The sequence below is a fragment of the Algoriphagus sp. TR-M9 genome (assembly GCF_027594545.1).
Lineage (GTDB): Bacteria > Bacteroidota > Bacteroidia > Cytophagales > Cyclobacteriaceae > Algoriphagus > Algoriphagus halophytocola.
This window is the reverse complement of the sequence record NZ_CP115160.1, coordinates 1,787,971-1,803,735: the sequence shown is the minus strand read 5'-3', so window position 1 is coordinate 1,803,735 and position 15,765 is coordinate 1,787,971. Positions and strand designations below refer to the sequence as shown.

10 protein-coding genes are annotated in these 15,765 nt (G+C 43.3%); 3 read left to right on the top strand and 7 right to left on the bottom strand.

Features of this window, described 5'->3' with window-relative positions; all coding sequences use genetic code 11:
- Window positions 1–30: 30 nt before the first annotated feature.
- A complete protein-coding gene (locus PBT90_RS07840) occupies window positions 31–1,599 on the top strand; it encodes a glycoside hydrolase family 99-like domain-containing protein (RefSeq protein ID WP_270132567.1) in 1,569 nt (522 codons plus the stop codon).
- Between the two features lie 5 nt (window positions 1,600–1,604).
- Here the strand turns inward: PBT90_RS07840 and PBT90_RS07835 are convergent, their stop codons facing one another.
- The 7 genes from PBT90_RS07835 to PBT90_RS07805 form a co-directional block, all read right to left on the bottom strand.
- The gene (locus tag PBT90_RS07835; RefSeq protein WP_270132565.1) at window positions 1,605–7,043 is read right to left on the bottom strand and encodes a CHAT domain-containing protein; all 5,439 of its coding nucleotides are present in this window, start codon (window positions 7,041–7,043) and stop codon (window positions 1,605–1,607) included.
- 294 nt (window positions 7,044–7,337) lie between these two features.
- The gene (locus PBT90_RS07830) at window positions 7,338–8,918 is read right to left on the bottom strand and encodes an NAD(P)/FAD-dependent oxidoreductase (RefSeq protein ID WP_264809834.1); all 1,581 of its coding nucleotides are present in this window, start codon (window positions 8,916–8,918) and stop codon (window positions 7,338–7,340) included.
- Between the two features lie 243 nt (window positions 8,919–9,161).
- Window positions 9,162–10,046, bottom strand: coding sequence for a poly(ethylene terephthalate) hydrolase family protein (locus PBT90_RS07825; RefSeq protein ID WP_264809833.1), 885 nt, complete (start codon window positions 10,044–10,046; stop codon window positions 9,162–9,164).
- A gap of 124 nt (window positions 10,047–10,170) precedes the next feature.
- The gene (gene arsB, locus PBT90_RS07820) at window positions 10,171–11,232 is read right to left on the bottom strand and encodes an ACR3 family arsenite efflux transporter (RefSeq protein WP_264809832.1); all 1,062 of its coding nucleotides are present in this window, start codon (window positions 11,230–11,232) and stop codon (window positions 10,171–10,173) included.
- 2 nt (window positions 11,233–11,234) lie between these two features.
- The gene (locus tag PBT90_RS07815; protein WP_264809831.1) at window positions 11,235–11,846 is read right to left on the bottom strand and encodes a low molecular weight phosphatase family protein; all 612 of its coding nucleotides are present in this window, start codon (window positions 11,844–11,846) and stop codon (window positions 11,235–11,237) included.
- 26 nt (window positions 11,847–11,872) lie between these two features.
- Window positions 11,873–12,337 (bottom strand): DUF6428 family protein, encoded by a 465-nt coding sequence (locus tag PBT90_RS07810; protein WP_264809830.1) that lies wholly within the window; start codon window positions 12,335–12,337, stop codon window positions 11,873–11,875.
- A gap of 52 nt (window positions 12,338–12,389) precedes the next feature.
- Window positions 12,390–12,722, bottom strand: coding sequence for an ArsR/SmtB family transcription factor (locus PBT90_RS07805; RefSeq protein WP_264809829.1), 333 nt, complete (start codon window positions 12,720–12,722; stop codon window positions 12,390–12,392).
- Window positions 12,723–13,091: 369 nt separating this feature from the next.
- On the opposite strand from PBT90_RS07805, the gene PBT90_RS07800 reads away from it, so the two are divergent.
- Together PBT90_RS07800 and PBT90_RS07795 are read left to right on the top strand one after the other, a co-directional pair.
- Window positions 13,092–13,556, top strand: coding sequence for a (2Fe-2S)-binding protein (locus PBT90_RS07800; RefSeq protein ID WP_270132561.1), 465 nt, complete (start codon window positions 13,092–13,094; stop codon window positions 13,554–13,556).
- Between the two features lie 4 nt (window positions 13,557–13,560).
- Complete coding sequence (locus tag PBT90_RS07795; protein ID WP_270132559.1) at window positions 13,561–15,765, top strand: xanthine dehydrogenase family protein molybdopterin-binding subunit; 2,205 nt, start codon at window positions 13,561–13,563, stop codon at window positions 15,763–15,765.

Sequence of the window (15,765 nt, the reverse complement as noted above, 5' to 3'; positions counted from 1 at the left end):
ATCATGTTTATTTTTAGAAAAAGCTAAGCCATGTATAAATCTGTATTGTATTCCCTGATTACTGTGTTGGTGGTAACATCCTTGGTCCTGATTTTTTCCGAAGGATCTAGTAAAAACCTGAATTTAAACCCTGTTAATTCTTTCGAAACTGAAGACAAAAACACCTTGCCCGACCAGCAAAATACCAAAAAAGAGCAAGTAGGGGTATTTTATATGCCCAGCTGGAACACTTCTACAGATCCTGCTGTGGACACAGATAGCTTTTGGTCTTGCCTAATGGGTAGAGAGGAATGCTCCAGTATTCATAATCCAGCGATTTGGGGACCTAAAGGCAGAATTTATAATGCAAAATATCCTTATGAGGGGCCCTTTCTGGAAAGAAAGCCCATCAAGGAACTCAAGGGGTTTTACAAGCGTGACGATCCAGAAGTGATCAGAAAACAGCTGGAATATATGAAGGACTATGGGATTGACTTTTTCGCTTATGATTGGTTTTATGGTAGACATTACTACTATCACCTGAATTTTGGCCCCCAATCCAAAATCTATTATCCCAAAGGCTGGAAATCCGACCCGAATATAAGCGGAAGAGTAGCTGTACCGGGAATGGAAGAATGGGGAGATCAGCTTCAGGTACTGCTCAAAGTCAATGCCTCACTCCCGAAAGAAGAGCAACTCAAATGGGCTATCAACTGGTGCGATGACAGTCATGAGAAATGGATGCTTTGGCTGGGCATAGGTTCGCCGGATGCCAGGGCTCGAAAAGCAAACTATGAAGGAGAATACCCGGACAAAGCACTTTACCTGAAAGTCCATGAGAAAATCACCCGCTTATGGATAGACCAATATTTCAATAGGGCAGATTACCTGACTGACCCAAACGGTAGGCCAGTTGTATATTTTTACTTTCCGCAGGATGCAGAGTCCAGGGGTGCTTTTTATGGTTTGAAGCTAAAAGACCTGCTTGACCTCTCACAAGCTACCGCAAAAAAAGCAGGGTTTCCCGGTATAAAATTTATTGCAGTAAGTTCTGGTGCCATGCTGGAAAGAGAAAGAATGTATGGATTACCCACAGTCTGGAAAGCCTATGATCCTAATAAACCTTGGGAAGGAGGTGAATACCAAAACAGACAATTACTTCAGGAGTATGTCCCAAGGTTGAAAAGTATGGGATTCGAAGGCATGACTGCTTACGTATATCATAACTTTTTGGAAAAGGACAACAAATCCTATGCAGATATGCGGGAAACCTACAAAGGACACTGGAATATGTGGAGCGAAAAATTCAAGAATGATCCAAATTTCGAATACCAAGTACCGGCAGCGATGGGATGGGATATGCGACCGGCTGGAGGCACTTGGCCGCAGCCAAGCGGATTCCCCAGTGAACCTCAAAAAGACCAAGTTCACAGCACCAAATCCAGCTTCACCGCGATGCTCCTAGATGCACAGCAAACCTCCAGAAAGTACAGGTCCAGCAACGGAAACACTGTCATGATCTGCTGCTGGAACGAGTACCTAGAAGGAAACTACATAGAACCTACCGAAGGCCATGGCTTTGATTACCTAGAAGCCATTCGGGATGTTTTTGAGAAGTAGAAGGGCTAAGACTTGCCCTCAAAGGTTCTTTTAAGTGTTTCTATAGTCTTATAGATTGCTTTGAAGTTTTTAAATGGAACATCACCCTCTTCCTCCGGGTTTTTTAGTGTTTTCAAGAAGGAAATCAGTAGGTCCAAATGCTCAGTTTCGGCAGCTTTATGTCCAGCATGCCCCGCCTTGGTCCAAAGCATCAAATTGCTTTTTAGTGCTTTCTCATTGTTTTCTTCAGAGTATTCCAGCAAAAGGGAAGTCAAAGCCATGCTGGCTAAATGCGAAACACTCCAATAGTCATCAGTAGGACTTTGTCGCTTGACTGCTTCCTCTCTCAATTTATGTAGTGCTGCCACCCCGGCATTAACATCTGCTTTTCGCCTTGTGGATTTTCCCTCCTTCCACACTTTTAATTGGTAAATCGTCAACCAATTGCACAGGGGATAAGGGTCAGAATGATTGCATTTCTCACTGGCCTCTTGGTAGGCATTCATCGCTTTTTCCAGCGCTTCCATATCCACATCATTTCCAGATAGGCTAAATTGCAATCTTCTCTTGAAAGTGCTTCCCAGCAAAGAAATCCGCTCACTGGTTTCGCCTAGCAGCCGGTTCATATCCTGTAGATCGGAAATGACCTCGTTGATTTTCTTCAGTGTCTCTTCCCTCTTTAATTTCCCTTGGACCTGCTGCTGTATCGCAAATTTTGCCCTGATATTACAGTACTGCTCAAAGGCTCTGACAGAATAACCGGATTTCTCTTGCTCAAATAGTTTCTGATAGCTAGTGCAGGCTTTATCATAATTCATGACACCTGCATACACACTGGCTATCAGCTCTTTGATACGGGAGTTTGACCGTCCTCTTTCTTCCGAAAGTTTGTGTATGTTTTCTATCCTTTCACTCACATAAGCTATATCAAACTCATTGGCAGACATCATTTCCAGGAGATTTTCCAACTCGATTTCCAATTCCTCCCTACAAAGGTTGTGGTCTTGTACTTCCCCTTCTGATTTCTCCACCAATTTATAAAATGGATCTCCATAGCACTGAAATGCTCCCCATGTATTAGTCCTTTTGCTTTTCGGGCTATTGTAAATAAATGCCCTGGCACGTTTGACAGCCTCACCAAATCCATAACCATTGAACATATTTCTGTAAAACTCCATTGAAAAATCCAACGCAGCTGTATCATCCACAGCCCATCCCGCTACGATTACTGCCCTTGCCCCATTGTTGATCAACTGAGTACCGATATTTGCAGCAAACTTATTACTCTGTTGACTTCTCAGTTCAGCTTCATTGTCCATCTGACCCAGATAGCAGCAATTCACAAAAATCAGTTCCGCAGAAGAGCTCATACCCGCAATCTGACCCGGGGTCAAGAAAGTATTGTTTCCGATTACCATTCCGGTGGATTTTCGCTCACCATGCCTGAATACCCCATGTCCTGCCAGATGGATGATTTTATGATTTTTGGAAAACATGCCCAATAGAATATCCGTGGCTTTGGTATTTACTAAGCTAACTATATCGAAATCTTCTTTTCGCAGAACTTCACTTACTGCTAAAGCCTCTTGCTTGGCACCTGGCAGCTGTGGCATGTATTCTTCCAATACCGGATCTCCAATCACCAGAGCGGTAGATTCAGGTACCTTTGCGATTTTTCCCCTGGAATTACCGGTAGCCAACTGACGAACCATGCCTATATTGACGCAAAGCGGCGTAGAATCTACCGCATCCAAAAGCATTTCCCAAGGATAAGCTGCTGACGCGGTATCCAGCACCCAATTGATATTATTTAGCCGCTTGAGCTCTTCCTTAAAAGGTAAGGGCACCAAAAGCTCAAACATGGCTGTGGCAATCTCCGGGGAAAACTGATTGTCCACAGTCATCTGTTTCAACAGAATATCAAGCGTCTGATCGCTGGACGGGATACTTTCCACCTTTTCACTGGCTCCGTTTGTAGTAATAGACATGCGGAGTTTTTCCATAGTCCCTAACTCTTCCAGATGATCTTTAAAATGGCTCACATTGATTCTAGTCCACCAATCGGAAGAATAATCAAAAGGAACCCGGATCTGCTTACCCAGACTATACTTCAGTCCATTTCCTTTGAAATTAATATTATAGTCTTTTTGATTCTCATCATTCAGACGCTGTATGGTCTTAAGAATTGATAGCGCCCTATCGTTGTACAGTTCGATGATTTCGATTTCCTCTATGCCCTTTATTTTTCCCCCGTACGTTTTTTGAACATTTCTGTTGGCACGCTGCACTCCTGAAATGATGGCCCGGATCGAATTGTCCGTAGATAGGCCACCATAATTATTTGCAATGGCGATGACAGAAATTCCATTCAATTGAAGATCAACATCTACTCCCCCATCATTTTCATGATCCTTTTTGATCGTCAGGTATCTAGCCACCCCTTTTTCTACTGAGTTGATTAAATAATAGCCCGAAAGCTCTCCCTGAGTACCCAAACCAATTATAATCCCACCTTTGAAAGTAGTATTAGCATCAGATTCATTCAATACAATTTGATTGGAACCAATTTTACCCGGATAAAGTCCCAGCGAGTACAGTCTGCTCAGTTCTCCGCCCAATTGCTTATCTATAGCCGCCTCAGCATTTAAGATCACATCCTGCTCGAAATGCCCAGCGAGAACGGGGTACTGCGCATATTTCAAATCTCCATGGGTCACGACTACAGAGATTGGTTTTTCATTGTGCCAAAGCTCTTTTTCTTCATTAATCCCCAATAAGGTACCGAAGACATTTTCCTCTGAAATATCAAAAATTTCAGGCTGTACTGGCACGAATTCCTTCTCTACACCCCTGCTTACAGGAAGTCCATTTTGCAGTCGCTTGGTTTCGCCAAAAGCCAAAAGGTCCTCTATACCCTGAAACAGGGTTTTGTCTTTTGAAAGGCTACCATGGGTGACATTGGCGTAGTAGACGGACTTCTTTTCCCGCATACTTTTGGGGATTCCTGAAGCCCAGGTCACACTTTCATCGCCCTCGTTGGTGGCATAGAATACGAGCTTTTCATCTTCGATTTCCAGATTGGATATGGTAAAACTTTTCTTCCCACTTTGCCCTGCGATGTATGAAAAGTTCGAGAAATCAATTTGCTTTTCGTCCTTTTGCTTTTCAGCATTCCAAATCGCCTTTTGGTGCTCTCCAAATTCTTTCAACCGTTCTTTAGAAGGAATGGGCCAGGTATTGTCTCCATGGGCTATACGTAGATTTTCCCAGAGTTTTCGGTCTGAAAAGTCGTACGCCCCATTCTGATCTATAGGTAGTAGATTTAGAATTCCCGGGAAGTCGCAGAATATTTCCAAGAGCTCCTTAGTGGAGTGTTTGATATCAATTTTACCAAGCAATTTGATAATACCATCATGGCCAAATAGCACATAAGGAATGCGGAAAGAACCTCCCAACGGCGAGCCTAAAAACACCCCCTTAAATCCTTTAGATTCATTTAGTCTTTTCCAGGTATCCTTGTGGTAAACCATAAAATCACGCACCAAAACTCCCCCCATGCTATGCGCCACAATTTTGATAGGCTGATTTTTTTTCAAAAGCTGATCAACCTTTTTCTCAAAAATATCCGTGGCTTCTTTTAGCGGCTTTCTCCAGTCAAACTGAAAAGTGACAATATCATAGGTATTCGAAAGTCGTTCTCCCAGATTTTTGTAGGATGTTTTGATCAAAGAAGTGGCAGTGAGCCCTATTTCTTCATCTTTATTGAGATCCAGATTTTCTAAGTTTCCGGAGAAAAACTTCAGATAATTGATCCAAACCAACTTATCCTTATCATCTCCGCTCAGGCCTATATTCGACCCCATAATGCCAGGGATAAGAATCAGAATCGGTCTATCCCCAGTAACCTTATCCCTGGCATAAGATCCGTGCTCAATACCGAAGGCTCCACGGTCTTTGGTCTTGCTACGCAAAGTAAACTCTACCGGAATGCTACCCGATATGGCAGAAAGACCAGCAATTATAGCCTTCAGCGTAGCAGGCGTACAAAAATACTTGAAGTGATCTATTTTACCGCTTTCCTCAATATAAACCCCTACCTGATCATCCACTCTGGGAGATCCCCATTTCATACTCTCTGTATCCACCACCAGGTCATTTTTCCCTCTAAAGAAAAACTTACCCAAAAGCACCACCAGCGTCTTGAAACTTACACTAAGCTCTGCCGAACCACCCACTACGAGCAATGGGAATTTTATTTTGACCTTAGAATTCTGATTGTTCAGGGCCTTGATAAATGGAGACTCTGGGTTCATCGCTTCCAGACCAGGAAGCACATCTACATTATCCTTACAGGCGACAGCGCCCATCACAAATTCCTTGAAGGCAACATAAATGGGATTTCCCACATGCCCCACTGCCAAACCGATCAGGTTAAAAGTGACGTTCAAGTATATATTCAGTCGCTTCGAGGCCAAGGTGGTACCATTGGCAGGGCCGGCCACCCGCACCATGGAAGTTACTTTGATCTCCCTACCTTTTATGACTTCTGAGATTTCTTTGATTACACTCAGGTCCTTATCTCTTTCCGACTTGAGTAAAAGTGCTATCTCCGCATCATCAAAACCTACAGACAGGTCTTCTGAATCCGCACAGCAGCGGGCCAGTAATTCGGCCAAAAGCCCTCCACGCGACTGGCTCAGGAGATGCAGTTCTATACCTTTTGGCAAACTTTTCACTAAATCCAGAATATTCTCCAATGGGCTTGCCGTTAGAGACCTGTGCTGAAAAGCCAGAATATTTTCCTTTTTGAATTTGAAGGTCGGACTTTGAGCGTTGAAAAGATCCAACCATTCCCTGCTTTTTTTCAAATCACCAAAGGAATTCTGAGTGGATGAAGCTGTCCCGTGAAGCAGCAATAAGTAGGGAGCATCCGTCTTGAGTTTGGCTTTGCCATTACTGTCAAACTCCAATGTGCTGAGTTCTATTTGAGGGCTACACCTAGCCAATACCCCCGCATTCACTTGCTCATAATCTTCACCAGGAAATGCCAACTGTTTATTTTCCAGCTTAAAAGCCAGTTCGCGCATTTTGGGCTGAATGACTTTCTTTTTGACAAAAATCTTGACCAGTTTCAGGGCAATTTTCTTAAAAATGCCTCTTTCTTGAGTTTCAGACTCGATTTCATCCGGAAGGTAAAGTACATCACCATCGGCTGAGCGTGTTAATCCATCAGGAAAAATCGTTCGAATAGTCTCGCTATCCCCCATCCAAACGGTATCATCCTCAAACGCCAACTCCACAATGGTGTCATCATCCACTTCAATAATCTGCTCGGGCACATCTCCTCGCGTGGGGCTCAGCACTGTGTATGCCTTACTTAAATCATATAATTCAAAGCCGGCATCCTCCCCAGCCAAAAACGGTAAATGATCTTGCCCTTTTAATCTGATTTTCAAATTTGCCATGGTATAAAAATTTATAAGTTTCAGCTAACTATTCTCCCGAAAAAGATGTGCTTAGGATTTTTGGAGCCTTTGCCTACCAAAGGAGTCAAAGTATCTAATAAAAAAAGACATCAATGTATCCTAAAATGACTTGTTGACGTCATACACACAACAAACTTACCAAGAGAATCTTAGTCCTAAAATAAAGATTATTCAGGAGAAAAAAGTAAAGATGAACATCTAAATTCAGTATATAAAAAACGGAAAAACCATAACTAAAAGTGGCGAAAAACTGATTTATCCTAAAAGGTCAACTCAGCGCCTCACATAAGCTTCAATGAGCTTCTCTGCACATCTCTCTCCATCCATGGCGGCTGATACGATTCCTCCCGCATAGCCAGCACCTTCCCCACAAGGATACAGTCTTTTGATCTGAACATGTTCAAAACTTTCCCTGTCTCTAGGTATTCTGACTGGGGATGAAGTTCTGCTTTCTACTCCTATCAGTTGGGAATCATTGGTATAATACCCCTTCATTTTTTGTCCAAAAGACTTGAAGGCCATGGCAAGCCTCGCAGAAATAAAGTCAGGTAAAACTTCGTTCATATCCACGGAATTCAGCCCGGGTTGGTAGGAGGTGTCCAGCAGCTTGGTACTCACTTTTTGCTCCACAAAATCAACCATACGCTGGGCGGGCGCCACTTGGCTTTTTCCTCCCATTGCCCAGGCTTTCTGCTCTATATCTGCTTGGAAATGCATCGCTGCCAAGGGACCAAACTTACGGTACTTTGGAAGATCCTCCAGTTCCACAGAAACCACTATGCCTGAATTGGCAAATTTCCCATCTCTCCTGCTTGGACTCATACCATTCACCACCAACTCACCAGGAGAAGTGGCCGCTGGGACGATAAAGCCACCTGGACACATGCAAAAGCTAAAAACGCCTCGCTGCTTCTTATTAAACGCTGTCTGCTGCACCAAGGAATAGGCGGATGCTGGCAAATATGGTCCTCTGTCCAAGCCGCATTTATACTGAATGCTGTCGATTAAATTCTGGCTATGCTCGATTCGAACCCCCAGTGCAAAAGGCTTCGCTTCTATTACAATTTGCTTTCGTTGGAGCAATTCAAAAATATCCCTCGCCGAGTGGCCTGTAGCCAAAATCACACCTTCTCCGAGTATCTTATCTCCATTTTGGGTGATTACCCCCTTGAGTTCATTGCCTTCCAATACAAAGTCTTCCACTCGAGTATCAAATAAAACCTCACCACCAAAGGCCAGGATAGTTTCGCGAAGATCCTCCACTAGTTTCGGTAATTTATTGGTTCCGATATGGGGGTGTGCATCGACCAATATCTCTTCGGTGGCTCCATGGGCTACCAGAATCTCCATGATTCTCCTTACATCTCCCCGCTTTTTAGATCGGGTATAGAGTTTCCCATCCGAGTAAGTACCTGCTCCACCTTCCCCAAAACAATAATTGGAATCCGGATTTACAAGGTGCTCCTTATTGATCGCTGCAAGATCACGCCTTCTAGCTCTCACATCCTTACCTCTTTCGATTAGGATAGGTTTTATCCCTAGTTCTATGGCACGCAAAGCAGCAAATAGGCCTGCAGGACCCGCTCCTACAATAACTATAGGGTCTGACTGGTGCACATTCTTGTAACTGGGCTCATAGTCCAGGAGGGCACCCGGGGTTTCATTTACAAAAATTTCGGCCTGTACATTAATTTTGACATTTCTGCCTCTGGCATCAATGGATCTTTTGACTTGCCTTACAAAAACCTGGTCCTTATCCGAAGGGATTTGAGCAGTTCTCAAGGCCACTTCTTTAAAAAGTTCGGGAATATAGGCTACCTCAGGCGCCAGGGTAAGTTGGAGTTCTTTCTTCATGGTAAGGTAGTTATCCTTAAGTTTTACAAAGGTACTCTAATACTGAAATCAAAGTTTAAAATGAAATAGAAAAATGGGGTTTCTTATTCTATTTGCATCAATTCCCGTTTCACTGTAATTCAAAATGCACCAACAAAACACCAACATGATTAGAACCTACAAAAACAAAAATAGCACCGAGTCGAAACCCGATGCTAGCCAAATTTATCCTTAAAAACTATAACGTCTATTCAGGACTAGCCCTTAAGGCATCATCTTTTTTTCCACCGTCCAATCAGGTGATTTAGAAAGAGCGCTTGGATTTCCCTGAAACAATTTACCGGCTTCTTGGTCACCTTTCAATTGCCATAAATACCATGCTGTAGCTACTCTGGCAAACTCTCCTCCATGCTTTTGAGCATAGGTACCACCATGCCCCACATCCATATTTCCCACAAATACCGGAACGTGATTTATTCTATTAAAATCATCCATTCCATTGTTATAAGCTATATCAGATTCCCCACCGAGCAAGTACAAGGTAGGTGAATGTAACTTTTCTAAATGGTCCTTTTTAAGAGCGGGCATACCGGGCATACCCTGTCCGGGATTACCTAAAATACCGCTATTACAAACCACTACAGTGGTAATTCTAGGATCTGGCGCGGCTTCCAGCGTTTGCAAACCTCCGCATGACATGCCACTTACAGAAATTTTCGAAACATCTATTTTACCATAATAGGGACTGCTCGAATCTTCATTTGCGGCTATAGCCCAGTCTATGGCGTCGATCAGCTGAGATGATTTTGATCTATCCCTAGACCGCTCTCCCTCTTCAGGCATGGGACCAATCGCCACTACTAAAAATCCATGTGAAGCTACTTCACTCAGGAAATTCACATGTTCCCAAGGAGAATTTGCACAGGCTCCGTTTCCCCAGGCGATGATGGGAAGCTTTTCTGTTTCGCCAAAGGGAGTCAAGTCTTTTGGTCGGAAAATAGTGTGAGTGCGCAATGAAGGATCTGATTCCATAATAGCCGAATAGACTCCGGTACCACCATCCTCTACAGTCCGGGATTTATAATCCTGAGCTACTGCTACAGCTAAAACTAAGGCAAAGACTAATGAAGTTAAAAAGAACTTTTTCATAGGTTAAGATAGGTTTTTAGGTTTGAAGTGAATATAGGAATTTTACTAAAGCTTCCCATCATTCAGCTAAAGTCAACTCCTTTTTTTCAGACCCTTTGCACAGCTACCCATCCTGTCTTCACTCTCATTTCTGTGGAAGATCCACTATTCCATAATACTTATCGCGAAGCCAAAAAGACACCCGAACCAATAAAATTAATGCGGGAACCTCTACCAGGGGACCGATGACTCCGGTAAAAGCTTGGCCAGACTCCAGTCCAAAAACCGCTATCGCCACTGCTATCGCCAGTTCAAAGTTATTGCCAGCTGCAGTAAAGGCTATCGCAGCGTTTTTATCATAGCTGGCTCCCATTGCCTTGCTGAAGAAAAAACCTATGATAAACATCAGAGTGAAGTAGATCAGCAATGGAATTGCTATTCGCACCACATCCATAGGAATCTCTACGATCAGCTCTCCTTTCAGTGAGAACATGACCACTATAGTAAAAAGCAATGCCATCAGCGTCAAAGGGGAAATAGCTGGGATAAAGACAGTTTTATACCAGTCCTCACCTTTTATTTTCACCAAAACCACTCGACTCAATTGCCCAGCTAAGAATGGAATTCCTAGGTATATGGCCACACTCTCAGCGATAGTCCCTATAGATATGTCAACTATGGAGCCCTCATAACCAAAAAATGGCGGCAGAACCGTAATAAACAGCCAAGCATAAAAACTGTACATGAAAACCTGAAAAATACTATTTAATGCCACCAGCCCAGCGCCATATTCGCTGCTTCCTTCTGCCAAGTCATTCCACACCAAAACCATCGCAATACACCTGGCCAAACCTATCAGAATCAAGCCGACCATATATTCTGGATAATCATGCAAGAAAACCAATGCTAGCACAAACATTAAAACAGGACCGATTACCCAGTTCAGCACAAGGGAAATACTTAGGATTCTGACATTTTTAAAAACCTTTGGCAAAAGCTTATAATCTACCTTGGCCAAGGGGGGATACATCATCAAAATCAAGCCTATTGCAATGGGGATATTCGTGCTGCCTGTACTGAATGAATTGATAATACCGGAACTGGATGGAAATACATATCCAATCCCCACTCCCAGCCCCATGGCCAGGAAAATCCACCAGGTCAGGTTTTTATCCAGAAAACTTAACTTTCTTTCTTTAGTGGCCATGTTTACAGTTTTATTTGACTAAATACATGAAACATTTCTGAGGCGATCTGAAGCGAGCGTTCATCATACCTCGCTTGCTCCTCGGATGTATCGTCATACTTTTTTGGATCCTTATACCGAACGGGGATACGCTGCTCTGTGCCCGGAATAAAGGGACAGTTCTCATCGGCATGCGAACAGGTCATGACTGCCGCAAAACGTTCGACCTTGTTGATAGAATCATCAAAAAGCTTCGAAAAAGCCAGGATTGGTTTGGCACTAGCACTATGCCTGATCATATACCGCGGATTATCATCTCCATCTTTATTGACCTGAAAGCCACTTCTTTTGACGGAATCAACAGCTCTTTCATTAAATGCTGTCACCTCTACACCCCCTGAATAACAATTGACCGGGATATTAAAATAATCCGCTGCGGTTTGCGCCCAAATCTGGGAGAACTGGCTTCTCCGGGAATTGTGAGTACAAATAAAGTTCAAATTCACATCTGAACCCGAGTCAACTTTCTCTTGAATATAGGCTATCAAAACCTGAAGAACTTCTTTTCTGGATCCTTCAATAGGAAGAGATTTCGCTTTCTTGACTGTTTCGTTGAGTGGCTGATATAGTTGCATGACTTGCGAATTAAATGGGGGAAAAATTAACAGCAACCTGATCCAGGTGCACAGGAGGTTCCAGCCAGATCTGAAAGCCTAACCTTTGGTTTCTGAGCAGGAATTCCACATTTATCTTTAGCAAGGCAATCAGTCTGCTTGGTAGTCAAAACGAAATTCACCCCATCAAAATCCAACCCATATTTTCCAATGGTTTCTGACTGGTACTCCACCTCTACTTCCAAATCCTCCAGTCCCAATACTTTTTCTGAAAGCTCAATGATGCTGACCAGTTTTTCGGGATGCAGGCGGTGATTGTAATCGTCCGCATTCCAGAGTTGGAAATTAGCTACATTCTCCGTCCTCACCGTACCTCCACAATCAATGAAATGCTTGGAAACTTTCCCCACTTCGGTAACATGAAAATGGGTCGGCACTAATGAGCCATCTGGCAATTGGAATGCGATACTTTCTAGAGAATTTAAAGCGGATTTTACTTCTGAAATTTTCATAACTCAATATATTTATTGCAATAAAACGATTAAAAGGACCAAAATTTTTCTCTTAACAACAGCTTTTAGGATTAGGTAAAAATTGATCAAAAAGACCATTGAACAGTTGCTGAATTTGCATCCACTTTTCCGGATTGATACAGTAGCTCACTGAAACGCCTTCTATGGTTCCTTGAATGATCCCAACCTGCTTTAGCTCCCGAAGATGCTGACTGATCGTGGCTTGCGCTAGCCCCAGTTCCTGAACCAAATCTCCATTGATGCAGGTATTGCTGCGCAAAAGAAACTCAATAATGGCAACTCTAGCCGGATGTGCAAAAACTTTGGCTACCTGGGCCAATTCATTCTGCTCCTTTGTAAAAAGGTCTGCTTTTGTAACTCCCATAACAAATTATTTCATTGCAATATTACGATATATATTCTTGAAAATCCAATTCAGAATGTTTAAATATCATGCATTAACAGCGAGATTCCAGTGAGCAGAAATTTTTGCTCACCTGGTCAAAAAACCGAAACTGCCTAAATGCTAATGGTGTTAGGAAAATCTTTTTATACCTAGGACTCCTTATTGGTAATAAAGCGTATGACCCTATTAAATCGCCAAGTATCAAATCCTGAAAACTTGTACCCGCTAATATATAGGCTCCTTATTATTAATAATTTAAAGTAATCCACTTTAAGGAACTTGACTTTTACAGCTATGGAGAAAAATTCCCTCCTCATTTTACTAAATTAGAAAATTAAATAGTTCGATATGCCCAAATACACCCTTCAAATAAACGGTACCAGTCACACAGTAGAATCAGAACCTGACACTCCCCTGCTTTACGTATTACGAGATGAGTTAGAGCTAGCCGGACCAAAATTTGGCTGTGGTCTTTCCCAATGCGGTGCCTGCATGGTACTGATCGACGGGAGTGCCACTCCTAGCTGCGTACTCCCTGTTTCTTCTTCAGAAGATACTGAAATCACCACTTTGGAAGGTCTAGCAAAATCACCGAGCCAACTCCATCCCGTACAGCAAGCATTTGTAGATGAACAGGCCGCACAATGCGGCTATTGCCTCAATGGAATGGTCATGGCGACAGTTGGGCTGTTAAATGTAACTCCTAACCCAAGTCTTGATGAAATCAAAAATGGCTTAGAGCGAAACTTATGCAGATGCAGTGCACATTCCAGAATAATCAAAGCCGTACAGAAAGCTTCTAAAAACCTTTAAGGGAATGATTAAACTACCAAAAACCACGAGACGACACTTTCTCAAAAACATTAGCTACCTCAGCATAGGCTTCCCTCTATTCGGTTTCATTAGAATTTCTAAAAAAGAAAACAAAGCTCTAGGTATAATTGATAGCGCACCTGACCATTTAAAAAAGCTTCAGAATGTAAATGCTTGGCTTGAAATCTTGGAAGACGGAACAGTGAGGATTTTTTCAGGGAAAGTTGAGCTCGGACAGGGAATACGTACCGCTATTCGCCAAGTGGCAGCTGAGGAACTGGACCTAGCGCTTTCTCAAGTGGATGTTCACTTAGCAGAGACCGGAGTTACCCCAGATGAAGGCTATACCGCAGGCAGCAGTTCTATTCCCAATAGTGCCATGTCCGTTCGGTATGCCGCGGCTACCGCCAGACAAAAGCTACTAGAATTAGCAGCTGAGAAACTCAATACAACGACATCAAACCTGAAATTCTATAACGGACAGATTACCCATAAAACTACTGCACAAGCACTCAATTTCGCACAAGTACTGGACGGTGCCCAAATCAACATGGAGGTCAGCAAACCTGTACCCATTAAACAAAAGTCAGAAAGACGGTACGTGGGGAAGCCTATTCCTAGAAATGACATCGAACAAATGGTCCGGGGTGAAAAGCTTTACATCCAAGACATGCGTTTGCCTGGCATGGTGCACGCTCGGGTAGTCCGACCTCCTGCTTATCAATCCAAACTAGAGAGCATTGACCTTAGCGGAGTAAAAGCAAATGTGAAAGGAATATTAAAAACGGTGGTCAATGGTAGTTTTGTAGGTGTGATCACCGAAAAGGAATATCAAGCTGTGAAAGCTGAGAGGTATCTGAAGCAGCACTCAAAATGGTCTGCAGGCAAATCATTTCCTCTAGCAAAAGATTTATTCTCACATATTAAATCAATAGCCGAACCTGCAAAAAACATCAAAAACGATGGGGATTTTACCCAAGCGAATGTAAGCGGAACTACTTTCAAAGCATCTTACACCAAACCCTACATCAAGCATGGTTCCATAGGTCCCGGCTGCGGAATTGCACTTTTTGATGGAGAAATTTTACACATTTGGTCACACAGCCAGGGAATTTATCCCATGCGAAGAGCCATCTCTGGCATGCTAAATATTCCCGAAGAAAAAATTCACGTGACTTCAGTTCCAGGAGCTGGATGTTTTGGACACAGTACTGCAGACGATGCTGCTGCTGATGCCTCCATATTAGCGCTAGCCATGCCCAACAAACCTATTCGGGTACAATGGTCCCGCCAAGACGAAAACTGCTGGGAACCCTTTGGCTCAGCCATGATTATGGAACTGGAGGCCCGCCTGTCTAGCAATGGAAAGATTCAGGCCTGGAAATCGGAGGTTTGGACAGATTCACATAGCCTTCGTCCAGACAGAGATCCTGCTACCTTACTGGATACCCGATACCTAGAGCCAGCCCGATCGCTTAGAGGCAGAGGATACCTGGGCGGAGGACATAGAAATGCAGACCCTTATTACAGCATTCCCAATATGCAGGTGAATGCGCACTTCTTTGATGGACCACTGCGGGTTTCTTCCTTGCGCAGCCTAGGCTCCTATACCACTATTTTTTCCATAGAATCCTTTATGGATGAGTTGGCAGAAAAAGCGGGCAAAGACCCCTTGGAGTTTAGAATTGAGCATTTGGAGGATGAAAGAGCCAAAGCCGTAATCCGTAAAGTGCGCAATATGTGCAGCTCAGTACGCACTGGACCTCTAGAAGGAATAGGATATGCTTTTTCCCGGTATAAAAATTCTGCTGCCTATGCAGCAGTGGGCGCCAAAGTCCGGGTAGATGGTGAAAATGGGGAAGTGAAAGTGATCAGCATGTGGGCAGCTGCAGACGTAGGTGAAATCATCAACCTAGACGGAATCAAAAACCAAATCGAGGGTGGAATGCTACAAGCAGCATCTTGGACCCTACGAGAAGAGGTGACTTTCGAAGGCGATAAAATCACCAGTTCTGACTGGAGTAACTATCCCGTTTTTCGCTTTTCGGATATTCCTGAAGTGCAGGTAGAAATGATAGATAGGCCAGATCAGCCAGCTGAAGGAGGTGGAGAAGTGTCCATGCCTCCTACAGGAGCCGCTATAGCAAACGCAGTGTATGCTGCATCAGGGAAAAGGGTATATAGTTTACCCATCAATCCTGCCAAGTGA